The sequence below is a fragment of the Rhodococcus sp. DK176 genome, assembly GCF_038447315.2.
Taxonomy (GTDB): Bacteria; Actinomycetota; Actinomycetes; order Mycobacteriales; family Mycobacteriaceae; genus Rhodococcus_F; species Rhodococcus_F jostii_A.
Genome location: NZ_CP118321.2, coordinates 5,998,257 through 6,013,388, shown reverse-complemented (window position 1 = coordinate 6,013,388; position 15,132 = coordinate 5,998,257). Strand labels below are relative to the sequence as shown.

The window sequence follows — 15,132 nt, the reverse complement described above, 5'->3', positions numbered from 1 at the left end:
GCTGGGGTGGACGTCGACGATTCCGCAAGGCAGGGTCGGATCGTGGAGGTCCTCGTCGAGGCCTTCGCCGATCTGATGGAGGCGGATCCGAGTGCGTTTCGCACGAAGTTCCGGAAGATGGCCGCCGATCCGTTCGCCTTCTTCCGGGGCAGCGCCTGCCTCTTCTACGACGATCTGCGTGACTTCGATGATCCGTGGGCGGACGAGCGCACCGGCCGGGTGTGGATTCACGGCGATCTGCATCTGGAGAATTTCGGCACGTACATGAATGCGGAGGGCACCCTCGTCTTCGACGTCAACGATTTCGACGAGGCGTACGTGGGGCCGTTCAGCTGGGATCTTCGCCGGTTCGTCGCGAGTCTCGCACTGATGGGGTGGCAGAAGGCCCTCCCCGAGAGCGATGTCCGGGCACTCGCCGACACTTACCTGCGCAGTTACGTCGAGCACGTCCTGCACTATGTGCAGCGGGAAGCGGACGAGGCGTACGCGTTGCGCCTGGACAATTCGCGCGGCGCCATCCAGGACCTGCTGCTGAGCGCGCGCCTCGCCACCCGGGTGGACCTGCTCGAGTCCGTCACGGTGATCGAGGACTACGACCGGCGTTTCCGGCGGGGCCGCGGTGTCCGCGAACTCGACGAGGAGGAACGCGCGACCGTGTGCGAGGCGCTGGACACGTACATCGAGAGGGTGCCCAGCAGCAAGCGATCCACGCGACCGGTGTTCTACCGGATCAAGGACGTGGTCGGGCGGAAGGGCTTCGGGATCGGCAGCGCCGGTCTTCCTGCGTACAACGTGCTCATCGAAGGGGCGACCCAGGCGCTCGAGAACGACATCGTGCTCTCACTCAAGCAGGGCAACGTCGCTGCGCCCAGCCGCGTCGTCGACGAATCCCGGGTCCGCGACTACTTCGAGCACGAAGGACACCGCACGGTGGTGAGTCAGCGCGCGCTGCAGGTCCACACGGATCCGCTGCTCGGCTACACGGAGATCGGCGGCACCGGTTTCGTGGTCGCCGAACTCTCCCCGTACGAACTGGACCTCGACTGGTCGGATCTCACCGAACCGGAGGACATCGCGCCGGTGCTCGAGGACCTCGGCCGGGCGACGGCGAAGGTGCATTGCGTCTCCGACGAGGACAGCGATCAGACCCTCGTCACGTTCCAGACCGAGGACGCCATCCGGAACGTCGTCGACGGCAGGCTGGACGAGTTCGTCGGCGAGATCATCGACTTCGGCATCGCGTACGCCGAGGTGAGCCGCAGGGATCACCAACTGTTCGTGAACGCGTTCCGGGAAGGCGAGATCGCGGGCGTCTCCGCGACGTAACCGAGCTACAATCGGACGGTGTTCAGTTCCTCCAGAACACCTTCCGCGCTGCGGGCGGCGACGGTGCAGGCCCGCGCGGTGAACTGGTCGAGCAACGGGTGGCGTGCCCGTTCGCGCCACTTCCGCACCGCGGCGAGTGCCCGCATCCGCTGCAACTCCACGGAGTCGTCGCCGTCGGTGCCCAGTCGTTCGGCGATCTGGATCCCGAATCCGCCGATCAGGCGTTGCAACTCGGCCACGTCGTCGGCGGGCAACCCCACCTCGGTGGACCGCAGGCGCCCGAGCAGGCGCAGTTCCTGAAAACCGTGCACGTCGGAGAGCAGCCGTTCGGCCGACATCAGGATCTCACCCGCACCCGGCACCGGATGCGCCGTGAGCACCCGCTTGAGTGCCACGAGCGCCGAGTGGGTCTTCAACTGGTCGGCCCGCTGCCCGAACTGGATGTCGATCACCTGACGCAATTCGTCGAGGCCGCTGCGTTCCACCAATTCCGCCGCCAGCGTCGGCGAGTCCTTGGTGCCCAGCCGGATCAGGGTGACGGCCATCCGGATCCCGAAGAGCCCGAAGCGGTCTGCCAGCTGAGCGCGCATCCGGGCGTCCACTGGAAGCGGACTGTCCTCACGCGCGAACCGGTCGGCCGACAGCATCGCCAGGTTCAGGTCGTCCACCGGGACCTCGGCCAGATGCTGGAACGCGGTGAACTCGGCCTGACGCATCGTGCGGGCACCGAGCGCCAGCAGACCCGCGACGGGGACCACGGCCTGGCACAGCCCGGTGCGCTCGAGTTCGCCCGCGAACCGGGACGCCACTTCCTTCGCGGACATCATGGCGTCCAGGCGTCCCGCCCCCACCTCGTCGGCCCGCGACACGACACCGACCACACCGAGCGGTCCCGATTCGTCGCCCACGTGGTCGCCGATCTGACCGAGGAACTGGACGTCGGTCGCGTTCAGCGTGCGCAGCAGGTAGACCACGGCGTCGGCGCCGGACGCCTCGTTGTCGGGGGTGAGCATCTCGAGGGTGCGGGCCGAGACGTCCCTCGACAACGAGGACGTGCCCGGGGTGTCGATGATCGTCGTATGAGCCAGGGCGGACGACGGCCACTCCACGTCGAGGCGGTCCACCTGGTCGGCGGTGAGGTGGCCCAGGTCGAACGTGAGATGTCCGTCCCGGCGCAGCACCGGGACGTTGGCGGAACGCTGGGCGCCGCTACCGGGGTCCGGCTGGTACCAGGCCGTCACGGTGGGCGTCGACCCGCTGCGGTACCAGGTGACGACGCGGGTGCATTCGGTCGCGTCGGTGGGCGCGATGTCCTGACCCACCAGGGAATTGAGCAGAGTGGACTTGCCGGCCTTCAGCGAACCGGCAAGAGCCACCCGCAACGGTTGTTCCAGTCGCCGCGCGCATTCGGTCAGCTGATCCCGGATCTCGGGTCTGCCCGCGTACAACTGCCGGGCGGACGCGATGAGTGCCCGGGCCTCGTGAAGCGGAGCGGCCGTCATGCCGTGACCGCTCCCGCGTCGCCTGCGACGAGTTGCGCGGCTTGCTGTTTCAGTTCGGATGCAACGTGCAGGTCCTTCTCGAGCTGCGCGATCCGGCGGGTCCGTTCGGTGGACTCGAGATTCGCCGCCTCCTGCGCGGCGCGCAGCGAGTCGTTGATCGACCGCAGCGCCTGCTCGGCGATCGCACTGAAATGGTCGCGCAGCAACCGCTGAATCGACCGGAGCCGATCCTTCGACTCCTTGCCCACCTGGAAGCTGGCGTCGTCGGCGAACCGGCGGATCGCGGCCTTCGCCTCCGCCCGCCGCTTCAGGATCCGGCTCTCCTTGTCTTCCCGGTACGCCTTCGTGCCGAGGAGGACTCCGGCGCCGATCGAGATCGGATTGACCAGGGCCATCCCCATCATGGTGGTGATCAGACCGAACATGAGGACGCCACCGTACGACCCGCGCATCCCGACGAGAACCTTCTGCGTGATGCCGATACGTCCGGCCTCGAGGTCCGCGAGCGAGGCCACCGGTTCGAGGACACCGTCGACGTCCGCGACGTCCAGGTGCGGCAGCTCGACCGCACCCGTCTCGGCGAAGTGCTGCGCCACCACCTCGGCCAGCCACAGCGCGCGGTCGTGGGCCCACACGAAGTTGTCGCCGATCGCGGTGGCGAACTCCTGCTCGAGCCACTGACCCAGCGCGTCCCAATCCTTGCCGGGGTCGCCCTCGTCGACGGTCTCCTCGGCCTCCCGGGTGACGCGGCGCAACCGGTCCCGGAGGTCGTGATCGATGTCCGCGGCCAGGTCGGCTATACCGTCACCCAGCGTCTGCTGCCACAGCGACGTCTTCTTGTGCAGCTCCTCGGCGGCGGCCTTCGCCTTCTGCAGTTCGGCGACCGCGGCGACGCCCTTCGCCGGATCGCGCAGGGCGGCAAGCTCACTGCCGATCCCCAGGGTGAGATGCTCGGCCGCGGAGGACACGTCCAGCGACACGGCCCGGCGCGTGTTCGCCTCCGCCCGCGCCACCACCCGCTCGCGCAGGAACGCGTACAGGTCGACGAAACCGGACTCGGTGTTGAGTTCCTCGTCCTGCAGTCGCAGCGCGTGCGAACGCAGCACCGAGGAGATCGGGATCAGGGGAACGTCGAGACCGGCCCGCGCGAGGTGCCCGCGGTCGGCTTCGACGATCTCTCGCCAGTGCGGGTACAGGTCGGTCTTGCTGATCAGGCACGCCACCGACGGGCACAGGCTCGTGACCTGGCGAATGAATCCGAGCTCCGGTTCGGTGAATTCCTGGCTGGCGTCGGACAGAACGAACACGGCATCCGACGCCGGGATCAGCCCGAGTGTGCTCGCCGCGTGCGGGTTGCCGGCACCGCCCACGCCGGGCGTGTCGACCAGGACCAGACCGTCGGCGAGGAGCGGGCTCGGGACGTTGACCTCCACCCGCAGCACCTCCCTGCCCTCGGCGCGGGGCGAGGCCGGCGTGATGCCGTTCAGCTCGTCGAGCGGAAGAGGAACCCGGATCGGGTCGGCACCCGGATCGGCGAGGAGCAGTTCCGCCGACGCCACCTCGGCGTTCTGGACGACGGTGGGGATCGCGGTGGTCTCGTCGTCGCCCACCGAGCACACGGTGAGGTTGAGGAGGGAGTTCACGAACTGGCTCTTGCCCTGCTTGAGCGGTCCGACCACCACGATCCGCATCCGCGGATCCTGCACCCGGGTCCGGGCCGAGTCGAGGCGCTGCGCCAAATCGCCACGACCGAACCTCTTCGCCACGACCAGGGCCTGCTCGAGCAACGCCGTCATCGACTGGGACCCGGCTGGATTCTTCTCGGCGGCTGCACTGTCCATGAGCTTCGTTGACCCGCAATTCTTCCGACCTCTGTGCGGACACCACGTTCAGTGCACCGACACCCGACTGTGTGAAACAGCCCCGCACGCATAACGCGTCCGGGGCTGATTTCGTTACATCGTACGGCGGTTCCGGCCACCCCGTCTGGGGGATGCCGGAACCGCCGTCTCATCACGGCTCGAGGTGATCGACCACGTCCGTGACGTCGTGCGTCGTGGCCACCGAGGTGTCGGTGTCACCGAACAGCGAGCCGTCGGTGTCCGCGTGCAGGCCCGAGTCGGCGCCGAACGCGTTGTCCGCGTCGATCGACGACCAGGTGTCGGCGCCGGTGTCGACGGCACCGCCCAGGGTGGACCCCAGTCCGCCTGCGATCGACCCGGTGGTGTCGGCCACGACCCCGCCGACCGCACCGAGGTCGGCCGAACCGTCCGTGGTCGCGTCCGCGTCGGCGGAACCGCCTGCCGACGCTCCACCGTCGACCGAACCACCGGCGGACGCTCCGCCGTCGACCGCGCCGCCCACTGCGGCTCCACCGTCGACCGCTCCGCCGACCGCACCGTCGAGGGCGCCTCCGACCGAGGTGCCGAGCGATCCGAGGCCACCCACGCCACCGGACAATCCGGCGCCGAGGCCGGTGACCGCGTCGGTGGTGGCATCCAGTCCACCGGTCAGACCGGCGGTGGCGTCGACCGCACTGTCCAGGCCGCCTTCGATTCCACCGGCCACGTCTCCGCCGACACCGGCCGCGGCATCGACCGTGCCGCCGAGGCTTCCGCCGAGATTCGCGGCCGTGTCCAGGGCGCCACCGACCGTGCCACCCAGGTTGGCCGCCGTGTCCAGGGCGCCACCGAGGTTCGCGTCCACGTTCGCACCGGCGTCGGCGACCGCGCCGACCGAGGCGCCTGCCTCGCCCACCGCGTCGACGGCACCGCCGACGCTGCCGGTCAGTGCGGAGCCGAGGCCCGCACCGGTTTCGAAGATTCCACCGAGACCACCGGTGAGACCGCTGGTCAGACCGGCGCCCAGGCCACCGGCCGTGTCCAGTCCGCCGACCAGGTTGGTTCCGAGGCTGCCGCCGAGGTCCGCTCCGGCGTCGGCAACCGCACCGACACCCGCGGCGACACCGGCACCGATGCCTGCCGCGGCGTCCGCGCCGCCTGCGACGCCGCCGCCGACAGCGCCGCCCACGTTGCCCGTGACGTCACTGCCCACGTCGAGCAGTCCGCCGAGCGCGCCGTCGATGCCGCCCGTCAGGCCACCCGCGAGATCGGTTCCCGCGTCGAGCGCACCGTCCAGGGCACCGCCCACGCCGGCTGCGGCGCCGAGTCCGAGGTCGGCGTCCAGAGCGGAGTCCAGATCGAGTCCGCCACCGGCCTCCAGAGCCGTCTCCAGTGCGGAACCGAGGGTCGCGCTGAGGTCGCCGTCGGCTCCGAGGACGCCGCCGAGAGCGGTGCCCAGCGTGCTGCCGATGCTTCCCTCCGCGCCGAGAACGCTGTCCAGGTCGAGGGCGCCGCCGGTCTCCAGCGCACCGCCGAGCACACCGCCCAGGGCCGCGCCGAGGTCTGCGCCCGCACCGCCACCGACACCGAACGCACCGCCGAGCAGGCCGCCCAGGTCGGTCACGCCGCCGAGGTCGACTCCGCCGTCCGCGCCGAGCACCGCGTCGAGGGCCGCACCCAGACCGGCGGTGGCGTCACCGTCGACTCCGAGCACCCCGCCGAGCGCGCCGCTGATGGTGGTTCCCAGGTCGGCACCGGTGTCGAGGACACCGCCCAGCCCGAGGCCGCTCTCCAGGGCGCCGCCCAGGACCGTGCCCAGGTTCGCGCCTGCCTCGCCGCCCAGGCCGAGGGCCCCGCTCAGCGCCGTCGTCAGCTCCGACGTCAGTTCCCCGCCGAGACCGAGGTCGGTGCCCAGCCCGAGGCCCAGTCCGCCGTCCAGCAGACCGCCCAGGTCGATGTCCGTCACGCCGCCCGCGCCGAGCACGGCGTCGAGGGTGCTGCCCAGTTCGGCGGCCAGGCCACCGTCCAGGCCGAGGGCTCCGCCGAGGACCGTGCCGAGTGCGGCGTCCAGTCCCAGTCCGCTGTCGAGTGCGCCGGACAGGGCGCCGCCGAGGCCACCCTCCAGATCGAGGGCGCCGCCGAGCAGACCACCCAGGGCTCCACCGAGATCGCCGCTGACGTCACCGCCCGCGCCGAGCACGCCACCGAGGATGCCGCTCAGCGCACCGCCGAGGTCGCCGTCGGCACCGAGAACGGCGCCGAGGTCGAGGCCGCCACCGGCACCGAGAACGGCGTCCAGCGCGGTACCCAGACCGGCGGTGAGGTCGCCGCCGACTCCGAGTTCACCGCCGAGCAGTCCGCTCAGCGCACCGCCGAGGCTGCCGCCCGCACCGAGGATCGCGTCGAGGTCCAGTCCGCCGCCCAGGTCCGCGATCGAACCGAGAGTCGCGCCGAGTGCGCCACCGAGGTCTGCGCTCAGGTCGCCGCCCGCACCGAGGACACCACCGAGAGCGCCACCGAGGACCGCGCCGAGGTCGGTGCCGAGAACTCCGCCGAGCGAGCCGGCGACGTCACCGAGCAGTTCACCGCCGAGTAGGCCTTCGAGGGTGGCGCCCAGCCCGCCGCCCGCGCCGATCGCCGCGTCGAGCGCACCGCCCAGCGCGCCGCCGAGACCGGCGTCGACACCGAGCACGCCGCCGAGGGTCGTTCCGAGCACAGCACCGAGGTCGAGGCCGCTACCGAGTCCGGCGAGGATGTCACCGTCCAGGCTCCCGCCGAGGTCGACGACGCTTCCGAGGGCGGCACCGAGAGCCGCACCCAGCTCGGCGCCCAGGTCGCCGCCGATCGACAGTGCGGGGGCGAGGATCCCGGTGAGACCACCGGCAACGTCGACAACCGGCAGGGCCGTGATCGCCGCGGTGAGGGTGGTGGCGAGCTGCGCCGTCAGGTCGGCGCCCAGCCCGAGCGCGCCTCCGAGGGCCCCGCTGATCGCGGCGCCGATGTCGAGTGCGCTACCGAGGTCGAGGCCACCGGTGAGGGAGAGTGCTGCGTCGAGGGCTGCACCCAGCGCGGCGCCGAGCTGCGCACCGATCTCGCCGCCGATCTCCAGCGCCGCACCGAGCGCGGCGCTCAGGCCGGCAGCCAGTTCCGCCGCGAAGTCGAAGTCGCCGCCCAGGCCGGCACCCAGACCGAGGCCTGCACCGGCACCGATACCGACCGCACCGCCGAGACCGCCGCCGAGACCGAGGCCGCCGCCCAGGCCGCCACCGACACCTGCGCCGATACCGCCCGCCACGTCACCGGCGACGTCGGCACCGGCGTTGACGATCGCGGCCAGGTCGGCCCCGCCACCTGCGAACAGTCCCGACTCCGCGACCAGGGGAGCAACGGAGACGATGTCCGCGTGGCTCACACCCTGCAGGCCGGCGGCGCACAGCGCCTCGGTCGGGTTGGCGCAGTAGGCAGCCGCAGCCTGCTCGTCGCGAAGAAGGCCGAGAATGAAGTCGAGGACGGCATTGGTAGCCATGGCAGCTCTCCTGTAGTCGAGGTTCGGGGAGTTCGGGTGGCCACCACAACTGCTGTGACGGCGAGTGAAATACACGTTATGGATCGGCGGCCCCCTTCCCAACGGGGCGGCGCCCCCTACTCGGGGACCCCGGCATCGGGGATCTCCCATCGGGGGTCGGGGCCTCCCCGTTAGGGGATAGGGGGCCATTAGGGGATCGGCCCCGTAACTGCCGTAGACCAGCGGCGTCGGCGTAACGAAACGGCCACTCCACGCGACAATTCGAGTGACCACGACGGCTTCGGCCGTCACATACGACGGCGGCACCGTCCGCCTGACGCAGGCGGCGTGACGCCCGCCCGGACCACAGGAGTGGAACATGGCTGCAGCGCTCGGCATCGGTGTCGGATCGGTCAATACGGTGGCCGCCGTCGACACGGACGGGGCGAGCGTGACGGATGCCGCCGACCTCACTGTCCTGTCCCGCGCAAGTGTTCTCCACCTCTCCCCCGACCGCGCTCCCGTCCTCGGCGACAACACGAGCGAACCGGACGCGGTGACGGTGTCCGACTTCGCGAACCGCGTGGGCGACCCGGTCGGGATCCTCACCGACGACGGCTCGACCTACTCCGGTGAAGACCTGGTGGCCACCGCCGTGAGCTGCATCGTGCACGAGGCCGCGTCGGGCCGCCACGGCCTCCCGACCACCGTCGTCGCCCACCCGACCGTCTGGCCGCCGTACACCGTCGGTGTCCTCGCCGACGCGCTCGAGCAGGCCGGCGTCACGGACGCGACCCTGGTGTCGGAGGCGCAGGCGGTGATGACGTGGCTCGAACGGACCCGCGGCACCCTCGGCGACGCGTTGACCGTCATCTACGACCTCGGCGGCACCTCACTCGACATCACCCTCTTCCGTTCGGACGCACACGGCACGGAGACCGGCGTCCTCGGCAAGCCGGTGCGGTCCGAGGACTTCGGTGGCGCCCACTTCGACCACGCCACCATGCAGTACGTCCTCGGCAACGTCGCCGAGGAGTTCGGCGACATCGACCCGTTCGCCCCCGACACGGTCGCCGCCCTCACCCGGTTGCGGACCCGCTGCACCGCGGCGAAGGAGGCGCTGTCCTCCGACACCGAAGCCACCATCGGCATCGAGCTGCCCGGCATCTCCACCGACGTGCGGCTCGTGCGCTCGGAACTCGAAGACCTCATCCGCGCGTCCCTGCAGGAATCGGTGACGCTGGTGCGCGAGAGCATCCACGCCGCCGGCCTCGAATCCAGCGACGTCACCCAGGTGGTGCTCACCGGCGGAAGCGCCGCGATCCCGCTGGTCGCCGAACTCCTGTCGGCGGAACTGCGTGTTCCCGTCGTCGCCGCCGAACGTCCGGGCCACACCGCGGCCCTGGGCGCCGCCCTGCTCGCCGCCGACGACAATGCGGGACGCGCCGCCGCCCCGACCGTCGCGCGGATGCCGGTCGTCGTGCCCACCGCGACACCAGCCGCCGCAGCGCCTGCCGCCGCCCCGGTCACCGAGTCGGACGTCACCGAGTCGGACGCCGAGACCGTCGTCTTCGCCGCCCGCACCCCCGCACCGACCCTCGGCGAGCCCGCCGCCACCGGGATGTCGCGGAAGAAGAAGGCCGGGATCATCACCGCTTCCGCCGCAGCCATCGCCCTGCTCGCCGCGGGTGGGCTGTCGCTCGGCACCGCCCTCGACGTCACACCGTCGTCGTCCAACTCGGGTTCCACCACCTCGCAGTCGTCGGGCACATCGGCGGGCGCGGCCTCCACGTCCGGTGTTCCGGCCGAGGCCGCCGCGACGGGCGCCGCCGCTCCCGGCACCGAGGCGGCGGGCGTCGCCGCCGCGACCGGGGCACCCGGTACCGCGGCCGGCGTGGCGACCCCGGTCGCCGCACCCGGCACCGTCCCACCCGGCACCGCGGCACCGGCCGGGGCCGCACCGGTCGCTGCAGCGCCCGGCACCGCCCCGGCTCCCGCGGCCGAAGTACCCGCACCCGCACCAGCCCCGGCCCCCGCTCCGGCCCCGAGCGTTCCCCAGACCGACGGCGGCGCCGCGATCGCCAACACCATCGTCGGCGGTGCCGGCGCGGTGGGTGACACCGTCAACGGAGTGGGCGACACGGTCGGCGGCGTCGTCGGCGGAGTCACCGGCCTGGTGCCCGGCGTCCTCGGCAACGGCGGATAGGGCGCCGGTGTCCACGCTGCCCTCACCGCTTCCTCCCACGGAACTCGCGGAGCTCGACGGCCCGCAACTGTCTGCTCTCGCACTGGTTCTGCTCGGCAGCGACCTCGACGAGACCGTGGTCGCCCGAGTACTCGACATCGAACCCGACCGTGCCCGCGCCGCTGTCGACGCGCTCCGCGCGGACGGCTGGGTCGACGAACGGGACACGCTGGTTCTGGCGGACCACACGCATCTCACGGAAACGCTCGGCGAAAACCGGCTGACCACGCTTGCCCGCCGCCTGCTCACCCACCACGTCGACGGCGGAACGCTCACGCTTTCCGTCGCCCGCGCGGTCGCCGCGACCGGCACACCGAGCGACGATCTGAGCCAATTTCTCTGTGCCCAGGCAGAACTCGCCGAACCGGCCACCGCGGTCGCTCTGTACGCCGAAGCCGGCCGGGTCGGCAGGCTCGGAGACAGTGCCGTCGTCGCATACGCCGAGGCCTGCGCCCTGAACGGCGACCTCGACACCGCGGTCGGCCTGGCCGATTCGGTCCTCGAACGGTCCGGCACCGTCGGCGATGCGGAACTCGCTGCGGCGGTCAGGATTTCGGCCGCCGGCGCCGCGTTCTGCGGCATGATCGATCGCAGCGCCGAACTGTACGCCTGGCTCGGCGCCGACCGGGCGGGCGCCGACGCCTCCCTCGCCGCCTCCGTCCTGGTGGTCGCGGGGCGACTCGACGACGCCGAAGCCGTCCTCGCCACCAGCGCGGGCGCACCCCCCACGGCCGCCACCGCCGGCGCCGCACTCGTCGCGACCGGACTCGTCCAGTCGGCGACCGCGTCCGCCAACGCCGCACTGAACTCACTGACGCGTGCACTGTCGCTGCCCGGTCGCGCGTCCCGGCCACGGGTACTGCCCGACTCCCCCGCCGCGATCACCGCCCTCGCCGCGCTCCACTGCGGCGAACTCGCGCACGCGGACGCGGTCCTCGCCCGGGCACGGGAAACCGAACGGCCCGGCAGTGTCGCCGCGAACCGGCATCAGCTGCTCACCGCCTGGACGTCCATGGTCCGCGGCGACCTCGCCGCGGCGCAGTCACGGCTCGACGGCCTCGACGCCGCGTCGATGCGGCAACGCGATCTGCTGTTCGTCCACGGCCTGCGGGTCGGGCTGGCCCGGCGCACCGGCGACAATGCGGCACTGCTTCAGGCCTGGGCGGGCGCGCAAGGCGTGCTCGCCGAATACTCGGTGGACCTGCTGAGTCTGTTGCCGCTCGGCGAACTGTGGCTGACGTCGATCCGGGTCGGCGAACCCGCCCGGATCACCCACCTCGTCGAGGACGCGCAGTCGTTGCTGCGGACGCTCGGCGAGCCGGCGATGTGGGGATCGGCGCTGCACTGGTACGGCGTGCAGGCCTCGATCCTCGCCGAATGCCCCGCAGACCTGATGCCCCACGCCCGCGCACTCGGCGAGGCCGCCAAGGTCAGCACGTACGCGTCCGGGCTCGCCACCGCCGGTCGCGCCTGGCTGCGCGTGCTGCAGGGCGACATCGACGCCGCATCCGTCGAAGACGCGGCCCGCACCCTCGACCGGATCGGCCTGCCGTGGGACGGTGCGCGCCTCGCGGGTGAAGCCGCGCTGCGTGCGTCCGACACGAGGGTCGCGACCGCTCTCCTGCAGGTCGCGAGGGCCCTGCGGCAGCCGACATCCGCGGGCAACGGTGCCGACTCCGCGGTCCTGTCGAGTCCGAGCACACCGGGATCGCTCACCGACCGCGAGGCCGAGGTGGCCGAACTACTCGTCCAGGGGCTGACGTACCGGGAGATCGGGTCACGCCTCTACATCTCCGCGAAGACCATCGAGCACCACGTCGCGCGGATCCGGCGGCGGCTGGGCGCCGGGTCGCGGTCCGAGCTGCTGTCGATGCTGCGTGCGATGGGCCACGGGTATTCCGCCGACTCCTGACCCGTGAGTACTTATTAACCGCGGGTGGTTAATAACTACTCACGGGCGCCGAAGGCGCAGCAGCGCCCCGTGTAACCATTCGACTGCGGCAGGCGACACACTGTGCACATGGTGCGATGAGGCACCCCTCGAACTGTGCCAGTAAGGATCTTTCATGACCACCGGAGTCGGACTCACCGTCGGCGATGCGGTTTCCACAGCGGTGGTGACCGCTTCCGGAACCGACGTGAGGACGATCGAACACCCGTCCGTCCTCTTCACGGCCCCGGACGGCACGGTTCAGCTCGGCGACCCCGGCACGGAATCGACCGGTGCCGTCCGCGACTTCCTGGCCCGCGTCGGTGAGCCCGCGGGCATCGAGTACGCGGGCTCGCTGACCCGCGCCGAGGACCTCGTCGCGACGGCGATGTTCTGCCTCTTCAGGGAGGCCGCGGACGGACTGTCGGGGACGGTGAAGGTCACCGCGACCCATCCGTCGGACTGGGCGCCGGAGATCGTCACGAAACTGCGCGAATCCCTCGACTACATGGGTCTGGGCGACGCGACACTCATCCCGGAGTCCGTGGCGCTCGCCGCCTCGCCGGAGTCCCCGGCCCACGGCGCCGCACTGCTGGCGGCCGGGCTGGCACTGACCGACGAGGACACGAGCGCCGACACCGAGTCGATTCCGATCGTCGAGGCCCCCATGCCCACCGCGTACTCCGCCGTGACGGCGGTGCCCGCGGCCGCGGCCGCTGCCGCCGACGCGTATCAGCCCGCCGAGACCGAGGCGGCCGGTGCCGCGAGCACATCGACCCCACCTGCCAAGCGCACGGACCGTCGGCCGCTGATCATCGCCGGTGTCGCCGCGGCCGTCCTGGCGCTGGCCGGTGGGGCGCTCGCGTTCGCACTCACCGGCGGCGGCAGCACCCCGGTCCCGTCGATCCAGGACGCCCAGACCGCGTCGGTGACGACGTCCAGCGCACGACCCACGCCGGCCGCGTCCGTTGTCTTGCCGACGGCGAGCACGCAGGAGGTGGCCGTCACGACGGAGGTTCAGGCCCCCATCCCGGTGGCTCCCCCGCCTGCACCGGTGGAGACGACATCCGTGTTCGTGCCGCCGCCTCCGCCCCCGACGACGACGCCGGTGATCACCCTTCCCTCGATCACCACGGTCACGCAGACCACCACGACGACGACTGCCGCGACGACCACGACGCCGCCGGAGACGACCACCACGACAACAACAACCACGACGACGATGAAGGAACCCGCGGCCGCGACCACCACCACGACCACACCCGCGTTGCCGGCTCTCAAAAGCCCAGGTGAGTGAGGCTCTGATCACACCTCCCCGACCGTCTGACTCGTCCGTAGCTTAAGGTGGGGCGCTGATACCCACCCCAGAAGGAATCCTCAGTGAACGGATTCCGTGCAGAAGGGATTTCATGCGTAACGTGCTGGCGCACCGCGCCGCTGTTGTAGGCGCCTCGGCAATGCTTCTTCTCTTCCCGTTTTCCACTGCCGCCCAGGCCGACCCTGTTACGCAGCCCGACACCACTCAGCTGAGCGCCGACAAGTTGCCGGCCGAACTCGTCGAGGCCATCACCCGCGACCTGAAGATCAGCCCGCAGGAGTACCTCGACCGCGCCGCGAAGGCACAGGAGCTGGGTAGTTACGCCGAGGACTTCCGGGAGCAGCATCCCGACGACTTCGCCGGGGCCTGGATCGGCCTCGACGGCCAGCCCGTCGTCGCGGTCACCACGAACGAGGCAGCCGACGCCGCAGCCAAGGCCGGGTACGACACCCGCATTGCGCCCGTGTCCGCGAACGGCCTGGAGAAGACCCTCTCCGACGTGAACGGCTGGATCGCGGGACTGCCGAAGGACGTGGCTTCCCAGGTCAACTCCGCGTCGATCGACGTCCTCGAGAACCGCGTCGTCATCGATGTCGTCAACAGCCCCATCGGCCAGGCGCTGAACCTGCCGACGCTGCTCGCGAACGTCAAGGTGATGCTGAGCCCCGGCGGCGGCGGTCCGGTGGAGCGAGGTCCCCTCGCGGGTGACACCTACATCACCACCGCGGGTGAGCTGCCGAAGACGCCGATCTCGGAGATCTCCGTCTGCTCGCTCGGTTTCAACGCCGTGGACGACAGCGGCCAGGCCGTGAACATCAGCGCCGGACACTGCAACCCCGCCGAGGGTCAGCCGTCGCCGGTGTTCCTTCCCAATCACCAGAACGTGGACGACAGCCAGCAGATCGGCGCGTTCTCGAAGTCGTCGGTCGGCAACCCGGCCGACAAGCTGGACTACTCGGTGATCAAGCTCAACGAGGCCGGCGTCAAGGCCGGTCTGGACCGTCCCGCGGTTCGCGGCGCGAACGGCACCACGCTGGAGATCACCGGCACCGCCCGGCCCGTCGTCGGCGCCCCGATCTGCAAGTCGGGCCAGACGTCGTCGTTCACGTGTGGTGTCGTGGCAGCCGATCGCGTCGAGACGCAGCTGTTCGTCGCCGACGGTTCGAGCCGCGTGGTCAACGGTTTCGCCGGCACGGCCTGCACCCTCGCGGGTGACAGCGGCGGCGCCATCGTCACCGGAACCCTCGCGCTGGGCATCACCAGTGGTTCCAACGCCAGTGGCGCCCCCAACTGCACGGAGGCGAACCTGGTGCTGGCACCGGAGGGTGGCACCGCCAGCCTGGGCATCCCCGTCGCGGACATCGTGGACACGCTCGGATCCGGGATGCGCGTGCGCACCATCTCCGACTAGTTCCCCACCGCCCCACCCTGTGCCCGGTGTCCGCTCCGCTCGGACACCGGGCAC

8 protein-coding genes are annotated in these 15,132 nt (G+C 71.1%); 5 read left to right on the top strand and 3 right to left on the bottom strand.

The window, feature by feature from the left end; translation table 11 throughout:
- The first annotated feature begins 6 nt into the window (after positions 1 to 6).
- On the top strand, positions 7 to 1,326 hold the full coding sequence (locus PSR88_RS27890; RefSeq protein ID WP_011597679.1) for a DUF2252 domain-containing protein: 1,320 nt from the start codon (positions 7 to 9) through the stop codon (positions 1,324 to 1,326).
- A gap of 5 nt (positions 1,327 to 1,331) precedes the next feature.
- Here the strand turns inward: PSR88_RS27890 and PSR88_RS27885 are convergent, their stop codons facing one another.
- The 3 genes from PSR88_RS27885 to PSR88_RS27875 all read right to left on the bottom strand — a co-directional run bounded on the left by PSR88_RS27885 (position 1,332) and on the right by PSR88_RS27875 (position 8,195).
- Complete coding sequence (locus PSR88_RS27885) at positions 1,332 to 2,828, bottom strand: dynamin family protein (RefSeq protein WP_011597678.1); 1,497 nt, start codon at positions 2,826 to 2,828, stop codon at positions 1,332 to 1,334.
- A complete protein-coding gene (locus PSR88_RS27880; RefSeq protein ID WP_011597677.1) occupies positions 2,825 to 4,669 on the bottom strand; it encodes a dynamin family protein in 1,845 nt (614 codons plus the stop codon). Before PSR88_RS27880 ends, PSR88_RS27885 begins: the two co-directional genes overlap by 4 nt.
- 172 nt (positions 4,670 to 4,841) lie before the next feature.
- Positions 4,842 to 8,195 (bottom strand): IniB N-terminal domain-containing protein, encoded by a 3,354-nt coding sequence (locus PSR88_RS27875; protein WP_016883568.1) that lies wholly within the window; start codon positions 8,193 to 8,195, stop codon positions 4,842 to 4,844.
- Between the two features lie 358 nt (positions 8,196 to 8,553).
- Here PSR88_RS27875 and PSR88_RS27870 point away from each other — a divergent pair, with 358 nt between their 5' ends.
- The 4 genes from PSR88_RS27870 to PSR88_RS27855 all read left to right on the top strand — a co-directional run bounded on the left by PSR88_RS27870 (position 8,554) and on the right by PSR88_RS27855 (position 15,078).
- A complete protein-coding gene (locus tag PSR88_RS27870; protein WP_342338565.1) occupies positions 8,554 to 10,380 on the top strand; it encodes an Hsp70 family protein in 1,827 nt (608 codons plus the stop codon).
- Between the two features lie 7 nt (positions 10,381 to 10,387).
- Entirely contained in the window at positions 10,388 to 12,331 is a 1,944-nt protein-coding gene (locus PSR88_RS27865; RefSeq protein WP_016883570.1) for a LuxR C-terminal-related transcriptional regulator, read from the top strand.
- A 154-nt stretch (positions 12,332 to 12,485) separates the two neighbouring features.
- Positions 12,486 to 13,646 carry a hypothetical protein gene (locus PSR88_RS27860; protein ID WP_016883571.1) on the top strand — a complete coding sequence of 387 codons (1,161 nt, stop codon included), beginning with the start codon at positions 12,486 to 12,488 and terminating at the stop codon, positions 13,644 to 13,646.
- A gap of 112 nt (positions 13,647 to 13,758) precedes the next feature.
- Entirely contained in the window at positions 13,759 to 15,078 is a 1,320-nt protein-coding gene (locus PSR88_RS27855) for a S1 family peptidase (RefSeq protein ID WP_011597672.1), read from the top strand.
- Positions 15,079 to 15,132: the final 54 nt, after the last annotated feature.

Coding starts and splice junctions, on each gene's coding strand:
- PSR88_RS27885 (WP_011597678.1), bottom strand. CDS start 2,828: ATGACGGCCGCTCCGCTTCACGAGGCCCGGGCACTCATCGCGTCCGCC.
- PSR88_RS27880 (WP_011597677.1), bottom strand. CDS start 4,669: ATGGACAGTGCAGCCGCCGAGAAGAATCCAGCCGGGTCCCAGTCGATG.
- PSR88_RS27875 (WP_016883568.1), bottom strand. CDS start 8,195: ATGGCTACCAATGCCGTCCTCGACTTCATTCTCGGCCTTCTTCGCGAC.
- PSR88_RS27870 (WP_342338565.1), top strand. CDS start 8,554: ATGGCTGCAGCGCTCGGCATCGGTGTCGGATCGGTCAATACGGTGGCC.
- PSR88_RS27860 (WP_016883571.1), top strand. CDS start 12,486: ATGACCACCGGAGTCGGACTCACCGTCGGCGATGCGGTTTCCACAGCG.
- PSR88_RS27855 (WP_011597672.1), top strand. CDS start 13,759: ATGCGTAACGTGCTGGCGCACCGCGCCGCTGTTGTAGGCGCCTCGGCA.